Here is a 16,428-nt window from a genome sequence, read left to right on the forward strand (position 1 = left end):
TCTCGGCTCTTGGCTCTCGGCCTTTAAAATATCCCCATGACCGAGCCCACCACCGCCTCCTACTGCCATGCCGTGCGTGCAGGAAAACTGGACCCGATGCACACCCTGTACCACGACACCGAGTATGGGTTCCCCCTGCTGGAGGATCACCTGCTTTTTGAGCGTCTGGTTCTGGAGATCAACCAGGCTGGACTGTCCTGGAGCACCATCCTGAAGAAAAAGGACCATTTTCGGGTGGCTTTCGATGGTTTCGATCTGCCCACCGTTGCTGCTTACACAGCAGAGGATGTGGAGCGCCTGATGAAAGATGCGGGAATCATCCGAAACCGTCTGAAAATCGAGGCCACCATTGAGAATGCCAGACGCATCCTGGTTTTGCAGCAGGAACACGGGTCTTTCAGGGCATGGCTGGACCATCACCATCCCAGGTCAAAGGCTGAATGGGTCAGGCTTTTCAAAGGCACATTCAGGTTCACGGGAGGGGAGATTGTGGGGGAATTCCTGATGAGCACTGGATACCTTCCTGGGGCGCACCACCCGGACTGCCCGGTTTACGGAAAGGTTCTGGAGCTTTCGCCTCCCTGGACAGCTGGCTTGTAAAAGCTTTTGGTTCTGGTGGATGATGTTTGCGGAATTCAGGTTTTGAAACCTGTTTCCCAAAAATTCCGGGAGAAATCCTGCTCCTGTTGCTGAATCTTCTGGACACAGCAAAGCTCCATGATGAGAGCCCTGTGTGTTCTTTTCAGAATGGTGAAAGAAAAACCCTGTACTATGGAGGGAACGGGAGCTTTAGGGGTTGGGTGCGTGAGGTGCTTTTTGAGCACAGGAGCGCCACCCACGGTTGTTTGTTTTTCAAACAAACAAAATGCTAAACTCAAGAATACCTACCCCTACAGGAGTGCGTACCATGCGGTCAGAAACCCTAGACCTGAATGCCATTCGGATGCAGCATACCCTCATTCTGCTGCGCAAACTCTGGTACGAGGACATCTCCCGGGCGGAACTCTCCCGCCGCATCGGACTGTCCAGAAGTGCCATCTCCAGCATCGTCTCTGAACTGCTCGACGTGAACCTGGTGCTGGAACTCGGCCTCGGGGCCTCCCTGGGGGGACGCAAACCCACCATCCTGCGGCTCAACGAAAATGCCGCTTACCTGCTCGCCGTGGACATCGGCAAACGCCACCTTGGGGTGGCCCTGCTCGACCTGCGCTGCAACATCATCGAAGAAACCACCTGCGAACACCACCGCGAATACACCCCTGAAGACACCTACGATGAACTCGACCAGGTGATCCAGGGCTTCAAAAAGAAACACCCCGGCAAAGTGCCCCGCATCGCCATGATCGGGGTGTCCATCGCTGGCCCGGTGAACTACAAAACCGGACAGGTCATCCAGCCCCCGAACCTTCCCTCCTGGAACGAGGAACAGGTGGCTTCAGCCATCTCCAGGCGTTTTGGCATTCCCACCTTCGTGGACAACGACGCCAACCTTGGGGCCCTTGCAGAACTGCACTTCAGTGGGCTCAGCGATCAGCACCTGATCTACCTCAAATGTGCCACCGGCATCGGGGCAGGCATTCTGATTGACGGCAAGATCTACAGGGGCGTTTCTGGAGGGGCCGGAGAAATCGGGCACACCAGCATCAACGAAAACGGCCCGGTGGGACCCAGCGGTTACCCCGGCAGCCTGGAGAGCTACGTTTCAGGAGCCATGCTGCTCAAACGCATGCTGGAACTGCTTCCCCAGTACCCTCAAACGTGCCTGCGTGCAGACAGCACCCTGCAGCAACTGGCTCTGGCGGCAAAAGATGGGGATGAACTCGCCACCCGCATTGTCGAAGACGCCGGACGCCACCTCGGGATCGCCATCGCCAATGTGGTGAACCTCTTCAGCCCCAGCGAAGTGATCCTCGGGGGGGACCTGTGTCTGGCCGAAGGCGTGCTGCTCGACCCCCTCAAGCAGATGCTGGAACAGCGCACCATGCTCATCAACAGAGAACAGACCAACGTGCGCCTCACCCGTTTCAACACCCGCACCTCCCTGTACGGTGCAGGGGTTCTGGCCCTGTACGAACTGTTTGACCCCAACGGTCTCAAACACCTTTACGAGGTCGCGAAGCAACCGCTGTTGACTGAGGTTTAGATCCCCCTTTGCTCGCTTTGCTTGCACTGTCCCCCTTGACGAAAGGGGGATTTTTGGTTGTCTGGGGTTGCTGAGGCCAGGGGGATTTACCCCAGCCCCGGTGCCACCAGCACCTTCAGCCCTGCGTTTTCCAGCGCCACCCGTTGCTGTTCGGGCACCCCATCGTCGGTGATCAGGGCGGTGACCTGACGCACCGTGGCAAAGCGGGTGAGGGTGTGCCTGCCCACTTTGCTGTGGTCTGCGAGCACATAACAGCGTTCTGCAGCGTGACAGACCACCCGTGCAGCAATGGCCTCAGGCTCGTCTCGCATGGAGAAACCAAACTCGGGGGTGATGCCAGTGCAGCCCAGGAAGGCCAGATCCAGGCGGTGTTCCTGCAGGGTCTGGCGCACGTTGTCTCCGACGAGTTCGTAGGAGTACATGTTGAGCTGTCCGCCTGCGACGATCACCTTGGTGTGGCCGTGGCTGTAGAGTTCCATCGCGACGTTCAGGGCGTTGGTGACCACGGTGATTTTCTTGCCGCGCAGCCAGCGGGCCAGTTCGGTGCAACTGGAGCCTCCGGAGAGCCCGATCACCATGCCGGGTTGCACCAGACTGGCAGCAACGGCGGCAATCGCGCGTTTTTCGGCAGCGTGCTTTTTGGAGGAGTCCAGGAAAGACGGCAGGTATTTGACGGGTGTGGCCACACACACACCGCCCCAGGTGCGTTCCACCAGACCGCGCGACTCCAGGGTGGCGATGTCGCGGCGCATGGTGGCGATGGACACCTGCACCAGCTGACTGAGCTCTTCCAGTCGGCATTCTCCCTTGCGTGTCACCACATCCAGAATCAGAGCATGCCGTTGTTGGGTGCTGAGTTTGCTCACGAGAACTCCTTACACGTTGGGTTTGAATTCGACGGACCAGAGCGCAGGCCAGGCCGCGAAGGTGGATTGCGGGGTGGCTCGATTCAGCCAGGAGGGGACCACAAGAACCAGAACACAGTGTGGACCCGGAGAACAGAGGTAACTCCATCATAAGCGAAAATGGAGGTTTCGGTCACAGATCTGTGGTGGTGTCCCTTTACGTTTGGACTGGGTCGTGTTTACCTGGAACCGCTTCTGTAAAGATTGTTGCGGTGATTTCCCGTGTGGAACCTAAAATTCCCCTACAGGAGGATGAACATGGACGCACAGGAACAAAAGATCATCACTGCAAAACAACACTTCCAGCAGAGCATTGAAGACCGGTTCAAAAACAGTGACCTGCAGTTGAACCCCGAAACCCCGGGTTCCGATGGCTTCGTGCTGGGCACCGAGGATGGCAGCAGACGGGTGCGTGCAGTGTTTCACTGCGATCAGGACGATGTGCAGGTGGACCTGTACCGTCCTCTGGGCGCAGGATGGGACAGCGAACCTTTCGAGCGTGGCCTTCGGGACTTTGAGCGGGCAGGCTTCCTGATTCAGGAAGAACTGAAAGGCAATGAACAGAAAATTCAGTGAGCAGGATCTGAACCTGCAAGCGTAAAGGGCCTGACATCTGTCAGGCCCTTTACGTGTGACTTACTCATTGGGAATGTCGGTTTTCTGGCGGTTGGGTTCGTGCATCATGTTGTGGGCCAGATCCGTCTGGGTGGCCCCCAGAATCTGGGCGGTTTGTTTGAGGTGCGCCGGAAAGTCTTCGGTGACAGGCAGTCGACCATTTTTAATGCGGTCCCTGAGCTCATCAATGGCAAGTTCCCGGACAATGGCTGCCACAGTCAGGCCCTGTCTTTCAGCAACATGGGTGATCAGTTCGAGTTCCACCTTTTCAAACTGAACGGTCAGTTCGGTGGGTTGCTGCAGTTCTTTCTGCTCGGTGGGTTGTTGTGAATTCTGGGTGGTCATTTGAACTCCTTTAAGAATTGAAATCGAGCGGAAGGCTCCGAAAAAGAAGCCTGATCTCAGGATATAAAATGTCCTGATGAGTTATTTTGGGGATTTCTAAGAAGCAATGTCCTTTGTCTTCATCAAAGAAACCAGATTGCTTGGATGTCTCCAGAGATTTTGAACCATCACAATGCTTACAATTCTGTGCGATGGATTTCCAGCGACTCGGTCATCTGAATTCAAATTGAGGTTCAATTTAAAGCTTGCTAAAGGGCATCGGGTGACCTTCGTCAGCTTCAACTGGCACAATCAAGCCATGAAACTGCTCGTGGTTTTTCTGGTGTCCTTCCTGCTCGGTGTCACGGTGCGGGCCCTGTGGATCATGGCCTTCCCGCTGGATGTGACCAGCGAGATGCTGAACCGCACCAGCATGAACATCACCGAACTGACCTTCAGAACCCTGATGTCGATGTTGTGGACCGGTGCACTGGTGGGGTTGACGGCCAGTGGCCTGATGGGTGCCTTCCTGGGCTGCAAAGTTCTGCTTTCTCGCCGTTCGACACCCAAGAAATCTCTGCCCGAAGCCTGAAAAACCCCCGAGAGATTCTCCAGAACTCGGGGGAAGCTGTAAAGCTTGCTTTCACCTTAGCAGAGGCCTCCTGTGCCTTTTGGTGTGAATGGCTGAAGTTGAATGGTAAGAAATCCTGACATTTCAGGAGCCCCGTCCAGCAAATCGGTTTTTGAACGGCTTCACCTTAATGAAGGGAATCCTAACCCTTCATTTCATTTGTGAGATGGCGCTCTCAGTGCGGCCTCAGACCCACTGACTACAGTAAAGTCAGCCTTGCTGTCCTGGTTTCCCTGCAGGAAAGACGGCAAGAGGGGCACAGGGTGGTGGGGTCCATGAAACAGAACAGCAATGTGCAACCGGACAGCCTGGACGAGAACCTCAGAGACTTCATCCTGGTGATCATCAGCGGTGGAGGGGTCGAAACCCTGAGGGTCCGCGACATCGACAGGGTGGTCTCGGGCCCCTCCTCCGAAATCAGCTATGTGTATCTGCGTCGGGAAAACAGTGGTGTTCTGAAACTGGTGGTGATTCTGGAAGCTGCCCGTGCCTTCGAGAAACGGTGTCAGAACCTGCTGGCCGCACTGCAGGCCCACAATTCCGACCTGATCAACAAGTTCTTTGCCCCGCCCATGGTGGGGTAACCTCAATCCTTAAAATCAAAACTGGCCTTCCATCAGGAGGCCAGTTTTGCAATGGAATGTTTGCAACAGGCAACAGAAAACTCCCGGAGCGTGCACCCTGTTGACGCTTCGGGAGTGGGGGAAAAGCTGACTTCAGTGTAACGCTGCGGCATGAGTTGAACGTGCCAGTTGCATGTCGGAACTTTCAGGGTTTTACCATGAAGACATCACGCCCATTTCATTTCTTCTACAGGTGAACGTCCACAGGAAAAGAACCTGCATTTGCAGGTTCTTTTCTGAATTCACAGTCCAGTGCTCAGATCAGCTGTTGGCTGCGCGACGGTTGATGTTGGATTCTGCTGCGCTGGTCAGCAACTGGTCGGCCTGTTTCTCTTCGCTGAGGGTGGCCTCCAGAGAAGCGACTGCCTCCTGGTGACCGAGCACTTCAGCCCAGGTGCGCAGGGTGCCGTAAGTGGCAATCTCGTAGTGCTCCACCTTCTGTGCAGCGCCAATCAGGGCCGCATCGAGCACTTCGGGGTCTCTGCCTTCTTCCTGGATGATCTCTTCAGCTTCTTTGATCAGACCGCGCATGGCAGGGCAGGTCTTGGCCTGGGCAGGCTGACCGATGGCCTGGAACACCTGTTCCAGACGCTCTTTCTGCTGGCGGGTCTGTTCGAGGTGCTGCTGGAACAGTTGCTTCAGTTCCTGGGAAGTGGCGGCCTGCTGCATTTTGGGCAGGGCGGTCAGCAGCTGGGTTTCAGCATCATAAACGTCCTGAAGTTGATCCAGAAAAGCCTTTTCAAAACCCTGTGATTGAGAGTGCAGTCCTTTACCATTCTGGTTAAAGCTCATCTTCATACCTCCTGGAATGGGATGACGTGTTTTTCCTGCAGCCGACATGCTGCATGGGCCAGAGCAATTGAAAAAGAAAGTGTGGTGTAAAAGGGGCAGGTCCGCAGAAAAAACCGCTTGAGTGAAAAGACATCTGCTGTTGAACGTCTGCTTTTCACTGCCAGAACCATCTTAAGTTGACCTTTAACCAGAGTTGTCGTGGTTTGCTACAAAGCTTCCCTCAAACCTTGATCGAATCTTGATCAGACGAACATGCATCCCACATGTTTACGCCAGGGCTTCATTCTGGATGGTTTTTGCATCTTCAACTTCCAGAATCCGGTACCCATAAGCATTGATCACCTGCGTGGGACCATCCTGATACTGGATTTTTTTGCCTTCATACTCGTGGATGTGGCCGTGCACCATGTATCTGGGCTGATGCTGGTGCATGAAGTGCGTCAGGTCCGGGCATCCCCGGTGGGCGTAATCCGAGCCTGCATGCTCTCCGAGGGGGGGAGCATGGGTCAGGAAGATGTCGAGTTTGCGGATGCGTTTCATTTTCATCTGCATGCCCAGACGCCACATGCCCACTTTCGCCTGCCAGGGGGTGTAATGGCCGTGATCGCTTTCCCGGTACCGGGGCACTCCACCCCAGCCTGCAATGGTGAGGCCTGCCACCTCCACCACCCGACCATGCACGTTCTCCACCCCTCCGGGGGGCACCAGTTCGTGCTGGTCGTTGAGGGTGAACTCATCCCGGTGGTTTCCTGGAATGTACAGCACGGGCACAGGCAGTGTGGAGGCCAGAAATTCCAGGTAATAGGCGGGAAGATCACCTGCGGCCAGCACCAGATCCACCTCGGGCATGCCCTGGGGAAACCCTTCCCGGTAGACAAAAGGATGGACATGGTCCGCCAGCAACAAAATCCGCTTCATGTGTTCGAGGTATTATAAGCGCTTCCACGGGGGCGAGGTGGTGATGCTTTAAACAAATGCCGAGGGCGCAGAGCCGAGGGCCGAGGGCAATAGAAGCGGATGCTTCAGCTGAAGGGTAGAGCTTGAGAAGCCAGAGCAAGGGTTTTCGAGATTCAGTCAGATCAGGTCTTGATGCCCTCGGCCCCTGGCATCGGTCTAAACCCGGCTGAACTCCCAGCGGTTCTCCCGCACCTCCTGTTTCACCTGTCCGGCTTCCAGCAGTTCTGCGAGGTGGGCACTGACCACACTGCGGTTCAGCAGCACAGAGGCAGGATTGTGCATGTGGATGCCCAGGAGGGTGCAGGTGTGCTGCAACACCTCATCGATGGTGGAGGGCTGTTCCAGTGACTGCAACACAGCGTCCGTGGTGCTCTGGAAGCTCTGCAGGTTCATTTCACACAGGTGCTGAAGGTCACGGCTGGGGTTGCCATGACCGGGAAGGGTGATTTCGATGCCTTCCAGCCCTTTAAGGGTGCGCACACTGTCCTTCTGTGCTTTTGAATCCACGCAGTAGGTCAGCGGGTGCTTCTGCAGCACCTCCTCACCGAACAGGGCATCTGCAGCAAACAGCACACTCCCCATCCTGACCGCATACATCTCGCAGGCGTGGCCCGGCACGGAGATGAGTTCCAGCGGAATTCCGGCAATCTGGGTGAGGCCCGTCTGAGGAATGGACACGGCAGGACTGGCCTTGCCCATCAGAAATTTGCCCTGCAGTTCCTTGATGGGCCGTGCTCCGAACAGGTACAGCGGTTCCAGAATCGGATGCTGGATGATCGCCGATTCCAGCGGAGGGGCAAAAACCTCAATTTCCGGGTGCCTCTGCAGGATCAGGTGGTTCCCGCCGTAATGGTCCGCATGGGAATGGGTGTTCAGAATGGCTGCCGGAGTCAGGTCCCAGCTCTGCAGGGCCTTCAGCAGTTTTCTGGCATGGTCGCTGTCCAGTCCGGTGTCAATGATCAGGCACTTGCCATAAACGTCCTCGATGATCCCGATGTTGACGCCACCCGGAAAATAATGGATGCCGGGCTCCAGGGTGATCAGGTCAGGCATAACGGTCCTCCATGAGTTCTCGTGCGGTCATGCGCTGCACCTGCATGTCCCGGTGGTACGGGTGAATCTCGCGGGAAGGCAACTCCATCACCACAAAACGGTCGCTGTGGAAGCCCCCGAGGTCCAGAAAATACGCATCATCTTCCAGAAGGATCGGATGGGAAAAGGGTGTGTGCCCGTGCACACTGTAGAACACATTGTCTGGAAGGGGTTGCAGCTCGTGCAGGGTCGGTCTGTCCCAGATGTGGTGGTCCCCGATGATCTGGTTTTTGCCCTCCGGGGTGGTGCCAAAACGGGGTCTGGCGGCATGGGCGATCAGGGCGTGGTGGTGCACCGTGTAATCCAGCGCATTTTCACGAATCCATTCCAGGTCGTCTTCAAGTTCTGTGCCCCGGAAATCCTTTTCGCGTTGCAGGCCATAACTGCGCAGGGTGGACAGCCCACCATTGGCAATCCAGATGTAAAAGACCTCGGTGCTGCCGTCCAGGATGCCTTTGATGGCGAGGTCCTCATGGTTGCCCATGCACAACTCGGCCCGGCGAAAATCCACGAGGGCCCGCACCTTCTGCACCACACTGGCAGAATCCGGCCCCCGATCCATCAGGTCTCCCAGAAAAACATAATGGTGCTCTGGAAAAGTTTCGACCACCCACTTCAGGTGATGCAGGTTGCCATGAAGGTCAGGAACGACCAGAATCTTGTCTCTGTGCATGATGACTCCTGATCGGATGGTTTGGAGTCAATCATACGCCCCGGACCTCCCTGATTCCAGTCATGATCGCTGCAATGGGCAGAAGGCAGAAGGCAGAAGGCAGAAGGCAGAAGGCAGAAGGCAGATGTAGGGGCGTAGCGTGCCAGCAAAACATGGATGGTGTTTTGCGCATTGGGCACAAGAGGCGTGCTACGCCCTGTTGGCAGAAAGGTTGACCTTATGGCCCCTGCACGGTCAGGCTGAACTGGTCAAAGAGGCTGGACCTCAAGAGGTCCTGCACCTCCTCCAGGGTGACCTTCTGGATGGCCTGCACGGCCTCCTCGGTGCTCAGGTAATGCCCGGTGTAGAGGTGTTCCAGACCCAGGTGGAACAGGCGGTTGTAGGGGGTCTCGAAGCGCAGGGCGGACTGCAGGGCCAGTTTGTTGCGGGCACGGGAAAGCTCGGCCTCACTGAGGTTTTCGCGGGCTTCTTCAATCACTTTGCGGAACACCTGAAGGGCTTCTTTCGCTTTTCTGGGGTGGGTCGAGATGAAGGCTTCGAGGTAGCCGATGCCGTCTCCATCCACATGGCTGAAGGTGGCCTCGTCGGCCAGACCGACATGCACCAGGGCCCAGTGCAGTCGGCTGTTTTCCCCTCCCAGCAACTCTGCAAGCACATTCATGGGGATGCGTTTTTCATGGGTGGCCGCGAGGCCGCATCCCATCAGGGCCATGCTGGTGCGGTTCAGCTGTTTTTCCCTGAGGGTTTTTGTTTCAAAAGTGGGTTTGAACTCCGGGTATTTGCGGTGCACCTCGCGGGGGGTCCAGCGTGCGGTTTCATCTGCAAGCTGTGACACCACCTGATCCCAGTCGAACGCTCCGGTCACGGCAAAAATCAGGTTGTTGGGGGCGTACAGGGTCTGGAAGTACTCCCGCATGGCGTCCACCTGCAGGTTGCCCACGGTCTCCGGGGTGCCCAGCACGCTGCGGCCCAGGGGATGTGCCCCCCAGAAATGTTCTCTGGCAGCATCAAACAGGCGGGTGATGGGGTCATCCTGGTACATCTGGATTTCTTCCAGAATCACCTGTTTTTCCACCTCGAAATCCTCAGGTCGGAATGCGGGTTTCAGCAGTTCGGTGAGGAGGTGCTGCAGGGCACTGGAGTGCTCTTTCAGCACTGCCGCGTGGTACACCGTCACTTCTTCGCTGGTGAAAGCGTTGTAGTTTGCCCCCAGCGCATCGAACTGGTGGTTGATCTGCTGGGCGCTCATTGTCTCGGAGCCCTTGAAGAGCATGTGCTCCAGAAAGTGAGACACCCCGTTCAGTTCGAGGGGTTCATCTCTGGAGCCTGCACGGGCCAGGAAGCCCATTGCCACACTGAGGGCTTCTGGATTTTTCTCTCCGATGACTTTCAGGCCGTTTGGCAGGGTGGTTTCAAGAAACATGCAGGGCCTCCTGTCCGAGGGTGAAAAGCCCCAGAAGTTCCGGGGTCCAGCCTTCCAGCGTGGCCTGCACCTGCTCAAGGGTGACTTTTTCCACGCACTGCTGGATCTCTTTCAGTGAGCGCACATGCCCCAGACGCCACAGGTCACGGGCCATCTGGGCAGCACGGGAACGGGAGTTCTCGCCGCTCATGATCAGGTCGCTCAGGACCCCGGTGCGGGCGTGCTGCAGTTCTGCTGCGGAAATGCCGTTCTTCAGGCCAGCGATGACCTCCAGGGTCACCTGCAGGGTTTCCCGGGCTTTCCCAGGCGAACTCGAAGCGTAGGTCTGCAGGTAGGCCACATCCCGGATCACCTGAATGCCCGCATGCACCCCGTACACCAGTCCCCGTTTTTCACGCACCTCGTCAAAGAGGCGGCTGGAGGAACCTCCCGAGAGCACATTCACGGCCAGCATGAAGGCGTACCATTCGGGATCACTGGGTCTGAACGCCGGGTGGGCCAGCAGAATGTGGGTTTGCTGGGTGGGGCTGGGCTGGTGCATTTGAAAAGGGGGATTCAGGTGGGCTGTGGGAAATTCAGGAGCAGCTGCCTGCCAGTCCCCAAAGATGGAATTCACGGTGTCCAGCAGCCTTTCCCAGTCCAGAGGCCCCACCACCGTCAGCACCGCCCCTTCCAGAGACAGGCGACCTGCATGTTTGACAGCATCCCGATGGCGGATGCTTTTGAGGCTTTCCGGGGTGCCACTGGCGTAATGCCCGTAGCCTTTCCCGAGCAGGGCTTCCCGGAAGAGCAGCTGGGCCTGGTCTGCAGGAGAGTCCTGCATGGTCTCCAGATCCGCCAGGGCCAGGGCTTTCAGGCTGCGCAGTTCACTGGCCTGCAGCTGCGGTTCGCGCAGAACCACACCCAGCAGGTGCAGCACCGCCTCAAGGTGCTCGGGCAGGCAGGAGGTCTTGAACGGCATGTGCTCGCTGCTCACTCCACCACTGCCGCGTCCGGTGGACAGGTCATCCAGGCGGTTGAGGAGGTCCTGGGCAGAGTAAGGGCCTGCCCCCCGAAAAATCCACTCGGCCACCAGGGCACTGAGGCCCGCTTTGCCTTCCGGGTCCAGGGCGCTGCCAAAAGGCAGGTGCAATTCCAGGCTTACGCCGAGGGTGGAACGCTCTTCCAGAGCAAGTCGAAAACCATTGTTGAACCTGTGGGTATGAATGCCATTCACTGACTTTCAAGTTTACAGTTTACAGTTCACAGTTCACAGTTGGGGGGGCACAGTTGGGTGGGGGAGACCAGAGCGCCTGAGATGAGAGTGCTCTTTCGGTGGCTGTCAGCTTTCAGCATCAATGCACATGCCTGCTTTCATCGAAGCAAAGAGACGGATGCTTTTCAATACAGTTCAAACCTTCTGGTGTTCTGCTGCGAAAGCACAAGGTGAGCTTTGGCTGATGGCTGATCGCTGACCGCTCAGCTTCTGCCTGTGAGCCTCACCAGCAACCCTGCAATCTGGGCAGGCCCTTCTTCCTCTGTTCGGCAGGCCACACCCAGTTCCAGTTCTCCCAGATCAGGGATGGGGCGGGTCGTGAGTCCTGGTGGCAGATTCTCCACCATGAACGAGGAGGTGAGCCACAGACCGGTTCCCTGTTCCACCATGGCCTCTGCAGTCTCAGCCTGGCTGGGTTCATAGGCGATTTCAGGATGGATGCCCAGACCGTGTAAAGCTTCCAGTGCAGGATGGGGTGCAGATGCTGGTTGTGCCAGCAGCAGGAGAGGTTCACTGCGCAGGCTCTGGGGGGGCACGGTGGCTTCAGAGGCCAGAGCATGGGTTTCTGGAAGGACCACCACCCAGTGACCTGTTTTGAGGGTCTGGCAGGCCAGGGTGTCATCCTGCAACTGGGTCAGGAGCCCGACGGCCACATCAATCTCCCTGTTCAGAAGGGCTTCTCGCAAGTCCTGTTCAGGAAGGCTGGTGCGAGAGAGGTTCTGCCCGGACTGGGTCAGCAGCATCGCCAGCAAAGGAGACAGAAAAGGCTCCATCTCTGGTGCATGGTACCCCAGTCGGACCTGTTCCTGCATGGCCTCTCCCACCTCCTGCACCTGCTGGAACAGCTGCAGGGTGTCTTTCATGAGCTGGCTTGCTCCGCGCAGCAGCAGGTCCCCGGCAGGGGTGAGCTCCATCTGGTGGGGGTTGCGGACCAGCAAGCTCACCCCGAGCATCTCCTCAAGGGTACGGACCTGTTCACTGAGGTCCCACTCGCTCAGGGCGACCTTCTGGGCAGCCCTGGAAAAATGCAGTTCTTCTGCAACGGCAATGAAGTAACGCAGGTGTTGCAGCTTCAGGCGATCAAGCATGGGAACATGCTAGACCGAGATGGACGGGTGTTGTGTGGGAAATGGAGGGTTTACAGTTCACAGTGGTGAGTGGAGGGTCTTTGCATTAAAAAAGAAGCCAGAACGGCTCTGGCTTCTCTGAATTTCGCTGTCTACTGTAAACTGTGAACTTCATCTGACGGCATGGCCGTGCAGCCTGCCTGATCTCCCATTTCAGGAGATCACCACTTTGTTCTTCCCGGTGCTCTTGGCGTCCCGCATGGCTTCCATGGCGAGGCGCAGCAGGTTCTCGGGTTCGTCGGTCTGGGCGGTGCAGGAGATGCCTGCGCTGACCGTCACCACCAGGTTGGGGGCGATGCTGGTCCAGTCATAGGCTTCCACGGCATTGCGCACCTTCTCGCAGGTCTGGTAGGCCGCGAGGTCCACGGTGTTCAGCATGACCGCCACGAGTTCCTCACTGCCGTAACGGGCCAGGATCGCCGCCGGGCCGATTTCTTCCTTGAGGATGTTGGTGAAGGCCTTGATCACATCATCCCCGATCTCGTAGGAGTAGCTCTCGTTGATGGTGCGCAGGTTGTCAATGTCGAAGGCCGCGAGGCTCAGGTAGGTGTTGGTCCGCTGGGACTTCTCGATCAGGAAGGGAAGCTGCTGGTCGATGTAGCGGCGGTTGTACAGGCTGGTCATGGCGTCGCGGGTGTTGGCGTCGATCTGGCCGCGCACGTCGGTGACTTCCTGGCGGGAACGGGCCTCGAGTTCCTTGTTGCGGGTTTCAAGCTGCTTGACCTTGTCCTGCAGAGTCTCGATCTGCGCCAGGCTGGAGTCCTGCAGTCTGGCGTAACCCCACTGGGACCAGCCGGAGATGGGAAGTTTGCTGCTGGCATCCGACCATTCCAGCGAGACATTTTCGTTGGAGAAGTTCTTGATGTTGACTTCGCTGCGCTCCACATTGCGTGGACCGGGCAGTTCGGTGCGTGGGGGGTGCCCCATGGTCATGGAGGCGGGCATTCCGGTGATGCGCTCAGCTTCACGGTTCCAGTAGGCAATGTTGCCTTCATTGTCGGTGGCGACCACCGCCAGAGGCAGGGACTGCAGCAGCAGTTTGATGCGGTATTCGGCGTCGCTGACCTGACGCTGGGCTTTTTCAAGCTGCTCCTGCAGGGCTTCGAGGTCACTGGCAGGTGCGGAAGCAGCAGGTGTTGCGGTGCTGGCTGCAGGGGCACTGGTGGGGGTCTGTGCAGGGGCAGCTCCACTTTCATCGAAGGAGATGGTCTGGGACAGTTCAAGCTGCTGTTTGGCCCGGTTGCTGTCGCCCATCAGCTCGAAGACCATGCTCAGTTGCAGGTGGGCCTGCGAGGTGAAGTCCTCGTTTTTCTGGTCGCGGGCAAGGTACAGGGCACGCTGGGTGTATTCCAGCGCCACATCGGCACGTTTTTTGTTGATGTGCACGCGGCCCAGACCCATGAAGGCACTGTAGGCGGCTTCCCACACTTGCGGGTTGGCCTGACCGTTGTAGTTCAGGCGCAGGCTCTCGCTGTAATAGCGGGTGGAGGAATCGTAGTGCTGCAGGTCCGCGAGGGCGGAACCCAGAATGCTCAGGGCCTCTGCGGTGTAGGCATCCAGACCGTTGTCGTGCAGGGTGCGGATCAGGTGCTCGCTGTAGCGCATGGGGTTGGGCACGGCATCTGCATAGGCAGACTGCAGGGCATCTAAGGCCTTGGTCTGGCCTTGCAGCAGGTTCTCCAGGCGGCGGTCAAAGCGCGGGGTGGCCTTGGTTTTGGGGGCTGCACCTGCATCCTGGTTCACCCGGTCAATTTCCGACAGGTGGTAGGCTGCGCGTTTCTCGTCTCCCATCTGCCTGAAGATTTCATGCAGAAGCTGGTGGGTCTGGGCGGTGCGGGCAGTGTCCTTGTTGTCTCTGGCGAGGAACAGGCCACGCTGTGCGTACTCCAGTGCCACATCGGTGCGGTTCTGTTTGAGGTTCAGGTACCCGAGCGACATGAAGGTCTGGTGCGCCACAGGCCAGTCCTTGGGGTTGGCTCCACTGGTGTAGTTCAGGCGCAGGCTCTCGCTGTAGTAGCGGGGAGCGAGGTCCTCGCGGGACTCTCCGACCACCATGCCGAGGGTCAGGAAGTACCGTGCCCCCTGGTCCTGCAGGCCGTTGTCCTGCATCACTTTCAGGGCATGCTCGATGAACACCAGGGGAGACTGGAAGGCCTCTCCGAACTGGGCAGCCAGAGTGCGATTGGCCGCCTCATGGCGGAGCACATCGGCCAGGCGGTCATCGTAGGGGACGCTGGGGGCACTGGGCTCTTCTTCCCGCTGCATGGGAAGCGAAGCCTGCTGCGTGTACATCATCGACTCGGCGAGGTGGAAGGTGGCCCTCTCCTCGTTCCCGAGGCTCTCGAAGATGTCCGAAAGCTGGTAGTGCGCCAGGGATTTGTACTGCATCACGCCGTTGTGGTCTGCGAGCATCAGGGCTTTCTGGGTGAATTCCAGGGCAGCTTCGGTCTGCTTCAGTTCCAGACACACCCGGCCCAGTTCACGGAACGCCTCGAAAGCCAGTTGCCAGTTTTGCGGCTCACCCTTCTGGTAGTTGCGCCCGAGGCTTTCACGGAAGTACCGCTGGGCCACCTGGGGGTGACCGGAGTCCACCATCACGAAACCCAGGGCGTTCAGCCAGGCGATGGACTGCTGCCCCTGACCGTGCTGTTCCAGAGCCTGCAGGCTCCGCTGGATGTAGGCAGGTGGGTCTGCGAGGGCCTGACCGAAGTTCTCCTTGACCAGAGACACCAGGTTCGGGTGCTCCCCTTCGCTGAGCACATCCTCCAGCATCGGGTGGTAATCCAGACTGGCGGTCATGGTGGCCAGGGAAGGTGCCGGGGGCTGCCCGTCTGCGGTGCGACCTGAAGCTTCCAGGTACCTGCGGGCACGGTCCTGGTTGCCCATCTTCACGAAAAGCTGGTACAGCAGGTAATTGGTGTCCGAGAGGCGCGACTGGTCGCTGCGGGCCTGGGCCAGTTGCAGGGCACGCTGGGTGAAATCCAGCGCCACGTCCGTGCGGTCCTTGCGCAGGTAACTGACCCCAAGGTCGTGAAGGCTCTGAAAAGCCACCTCGTAGGAGACGGGTTCTGGACCGATGAAGTTGCGTTTCAGGCTTTCGGTGAAATAACGGATCGCGGCATCCAGATGACCATGTTCCAGCATCACTTCGCCCAGACGCTGGAAGACACCGCCTCCCTGGGCAGCCAGGCCCGTCTGGTCCAGCACTTCCTGCACGTGGGTGGCGTAAGCTGCCACGTTGCTGGCGGCTTCTGGATAGCGGGACCTGAGGGCTTCAGCCGCATTGGTTTGGTTGTTGAGGAGCTGCCTGAGTCGGCTGTCAAACTCCGAGGGGTACTGTTCCATGCGTGTGATGTCTCCTGGGTGATCCTGATTCGTGCGGCATGCGGCCTGGGTGATCCTGGAGGGAGCGCTTCTGCACTGCCCTGGAGTCCCCGTGCTTTTCCAGACCTCTGAGGGTATTCTAGCAATTTTTTCTGCGGTGCACAGGACTTCTTTCCGTTCTGGCATCGTTACAGATCATTTACTTCTGGTCTGGATTTTCGCCCGCTTGCGGTAGTGTTTGCCAAACCGCTGCACATCCTTGAACCCTCTGGCATTGAGCTGGTAGTAGGTGAGTTTCCCCTGCCGCTGTGGGGCCACCAGACCCGCCTGGGCCAGCAGTTTCAGGTGGTGGCTGATGGTGGGCTGTGACAGGCCCAGCAGGTCCTGCAGGTCAGCACTGCACACCCCAGTGGGGCTTTTCAGGCGTTCAGGGTCCGGCTCGGCCAGGAACATCACGATGCGCAGCCGGTAAGGATCGGACAGGGCTTTAAAAACGCTGCTGACTTGCTCCATGGTGCCTCATCAGGTGCAGAAAACCGCCCGC

The 16,428-nt window shown here is 58.0% G+C and carries 16 protein-coding genes; 5 read left to right on the top strand and 11 right to left on the bottom strand.

Annotated elements, in window-relative coordinates:
- The first annotated feature begins 36 nt into the window (after positions 1-36).
- A complete protein-coding gene (locus DC3_RS29940; protein ID WP_146883246.1) occupies positions 37-600 on the top strand; it encodes a DNA-3-methyladenine glycosylase I in 564 nt (187 codons plus the stop codon).
- Between the two features lie 307 nt (positions 601-907).
- The gene (locus DC3_RS06530; protein ID WP_186815889.1) at positions 908-2,143 is read left to right on the top strand and encodes an ROK family transcriptional regulator; all 1,236 of its coding nucleotides are present in this window, start codon (positions 908-910) and stop codon (positions 2,141-2,143) included.
- A gap of 86 nt (positions 2,144-2,229) precedes the next feature.
- Here DC3_RS06530 and DC3_RS06535 read toward each other — a convergent pair whose 3' ends face one another.
- The gene (locus tag DC3_RS06535; RefSeq protein ID WP_146883250.1) at positions 2,230-3,009 is read right to left on the bottom strand and encodes a DeoR/GlpR family DNA-binding transcription regulator; all 780 of its coding nucleotides are present in this window, start codon (positions 3,007-3,009) and stop codon (positions 2,230-2,232) included.
- 297 nt (positions 3,010-3,306) lie between these two features.
- On the opposite strand from DC3_RS06535, the gene DC3_RS06540 reads away from it, so the two are divergent.
- Positions 3,307-3,624, top strand: coding sequence for a hypothetical protein (locus DC3_RS06540; protein WP_146883252.1), 318 nt, complete (start codon positions 3,307-3,309; stop codon positions 3,622-3,624).
- Between the two features lie 60 nt (positions 3,625-3,684).
- Here the strand turns inward: DC3_RS06540 and DC3_RS06545 are convergent, their stop codons facing one another.
- The gene (locus DC3_RS06545) at positions 3,685-4,008 is read right to left on the bottom strand and encodes a hypothetical protein (RefSeq protein ID WP_146883254.1); all 324 of its coding nucleotides are present in this window, start codon (positions 4,006-4,008) and stop codon (positions 3,685-3,687) included.
- Between the two features lie 298 nt (positions 4,009-4,306).
- Here DC3_RS06545 and DC3_RS06550 point away from each other — a divergent pair, with 298 nt between their 5' ends.
- Both DC3_RS06550 and DC3_RS06555 read left to right on the top strand, forming a co-directional pair.
- Positions 4,307-4,579, top strand: a complete 273-nt coding sequence (locus DC3_RS06550) for a hypothetical protein (RefSeq protein ID WP_146883255.1) — start codon at positions 4,307-4,309, stop codon at positions 4,577-4,579.
- A 314-nt stretch (positions 4,580-4,893) separates the two neighbouring features.
- The gene (locus DC3_RS06555) at positions 4,894-5,202 is read left to right on the top strand and encodes a hypothetical protein (protein ID WP_146883257.1); all 309 of its coding nucleotides are present in this window, start codon (positions 4,894-4,896) and stop codon (positions 5,200-5,202) included.
- A 300-nt stretch (positions 5,203-5,502) separates the two neighbouring features.
- Here the strand turns inward: DC3_RS06555 and DC3_RS06560 are convergent, their stop codons facing one another.
- From DC3_RS06560 to DC3_RS06600, 9 genes are all read right to left on the bottom strand, one after another.
- A complete protein-coding gene (locus tag DC3_RS06560) occupies positions 5,503-6,033 on the bottom strand; it encodes a YciE/YciF ferroxidase family protein (protein ID WP_146883259.1) in 531 nt (176 codons plus the stop codon).
- Between the two features lie 267 nt (positions 6,034-6,300).
- Positions 6,301-6,951: a metallophosphoesterase family protein gene (locus tag DC3_RS06565; protein ID WP_146883261.1), complete on the bottom strand. Its 651-nt coding sequence runs from the start codon at positions 6,949-6,951 to the stop codon at positions 6,301-6,303.
- 195 nt (positions 6,952-7,146) lie between these two features.
- Positions 7,147-8,043, bottom strand: a complete 897-nt coding sequence (locus DC3_RS06570; RefSeq protein WP_146883263.1) for an MBL fold metallo-hydrolase — start codon at positions 8,041-8,043, stop codon at positions 7,147-7,149.
- Positions 8,036-8,755 (bottom strand): metallophosphoesterase, encoded by a 720-nt coding sequence (locus DC3_RS06575; RefSeq protein WP_146883265.1) that lies wholly within the window; start codon positions 8,753-8,755, stop codon positions 8,036-8,038. The genes DC3_RS06570 and DC3_RS06575 overlap by 8 nt, the downstream gene beginning before the upstream one ends.
- A 217-nt stretch (positions 8,756-8,972) precedes the next feature.
- A complete protein-coding gene (locus DC3_RS06580; RefSeq protein ID WP_146883267.1) occupies positions 8,973-10,178 on the bottom strand; it encodes a M16 family metallopeptidase in 1,206 nt (401 codons plus the stop codon).
- Positions 10,168-11,394 (bottom strand): M16 family metallopeptidase, encoded by a 1,227-nt coding sequence (locus DC3_RS06585; RefSeq protein ID WP_146883269.1) that lies wholly within the window; start codon positions 11,392-11,394, stop codon positions 10,168-10,170. Before DC3_RS06585 ends, DC3_RS06580 begins: the two co-directional genes overlap by 11 nt.
- Positions 11,395-11,636: 242 nt before the next feature.
- Positions 11,637-12,521 carry a LysR substrate-binding domain-containing protein gene (locus DC3_RS06590; protein ID WP_146883275.1) on the bottom strand — a complete coding sequence of 295 codons (885 nt, stop codon included), beginning with the start codon at positions 12,519-12,521 and terminating at the stop codon, positions 11,637-11,639.
- Between the two features lie 192 nt (positions 12,522-12,713).
- Positions 12,714-15,905, bottom strand: a complete 3,192-nt coding sequence (locus tag DC3_RS06595; protein WP_186815890.1) for a diguanylate cyclase — start codon at positions 15,903-15,905, stop codon at positions 12,714-12,716.
- 174 nt (positions 15,906-16,079) lie between these two features.
- On the bottom strand, positions 16,080-16,397 hold the full coding sequence (locus DC3_RS06600; RefSeq protein ID WP_146883279.1) for an ArsR/SmtB family transcription factor: 318 nt from the start codon (positions 16,395-16,397) through the stop codon (positions 16,080-16,082).
- Between the last annotated feature and the right edge of the window lie 31 nt (positions 16,398-16,428).

It is taken from the genome of Deinococcus cellulosilyticus NBRC 106333 = KACC 11606 (genome assembly GCF_007990775.1).
Taxonomy (GTDB): domain Bacteria; phylum Deinococcota; class Deinococci; order Deinococcales; family Deinococcaceae; genus Deinococcus_C; species Deinococcus_C cellulosilyticus.

Bases quoted from the DNA above. Each gene is read 5' to 3' on its own strand.
- DC3_RS29940 (WP_146883246.1), top strand. From the start codon at position 37: ATGACCGAGCCCACCACCGCCTCCTACTGCCATGCCGTGCGTGCAGGA.
- DC3_RS06530 (WP_186815889.1), top strand. From the start codon at position 908: ATGCGGTCAGAAACCCTAGACCTGAATGCCATTCGGATGCAGCATACC.
- DC3_RS06540 (WP_146883252.1), top strand. From the start codon at position 3,307: ATGGACGCACAGGAACAAAAGATCATCACTGCAAAACAACACTTCCAG.
- DC3_RS06545 (WP_146883254.1), bottom strand. From the start codon at position 4,008: ATGACCACCCAGAATTCACAACAACCCACCGAGCAGAAAGAACTGCAG.
- DC3_RS06550 (WP_146883255.1), top strand. From the start codon at position 4,307: ATGAAACTGCTCGTGGTTTTTCTGGTGTCCTTCCTGCTCGGTGTCACG.
- DC3_RS06555 (WP_146883257.1), top strand. From the start codon at position 4,894: ATGAAACAGAACAGCAATGTGCAACCGGACAGCCTGGACGAGAACCTC.
- DC3_RS06560 (WP_146883259.1), bottom strand. From the start codon at position 6,033: ATGAGCTTTAACCAGAATGGTAAAGGACTGCACTCTCAATCACAGGGT.
- DC3_RS06565 (WP_146883261.1), bottom strand. From the start codon at position 6,951: ATGAAGCGGATTTTGTTGCTGGCGGACCATGTCCATCCTTTTGTCTAC.
- DC3_RS06570 (WP_146883263.1), bottom strand. From the start codon at position 8,043: ATGCCTGACCTGATCACCCTGGAGCCCGGCATCCATTATTTTCCGGGT.
- DC3_RS06575 (WP_146883265.1), bottom strand. From the start codon at position 8,755: ATGCACAGAGACAAGATTCTGGTCGTTCCTGACCTTCATGGCAACCTG.
- DC3_RS06580 (WP_146883267.1), bottom strand. From the start codon at position 10,178: ATGTTTCTTGAAACCACCCTGCCAAACGGCCTGAAAGTCATCGGAGAG.
- DC3_RS06590 (WP_146883275.1), bottom strand. From the start codon at position 12,521: ATGCTTGATCGCCTGAAGCTGCAACACCTGCGTTACTTCATTGCCGTT.
- DC3_RS06595 (WP_186815890.1), bottom strand. From the start codon at position 15,905: ATGGAACAGTACCCCTCGGAGTTTGACAGCCGACTCAGGCAGCTCCTC.
- DC3_RS06600 (WP_146883279.1), bottom strand. From the start codon at position 16,397: ATGGAGCAAGTCAGCAGCGTTTTTAAAGCCCTGTCCGATCCTTACCGG.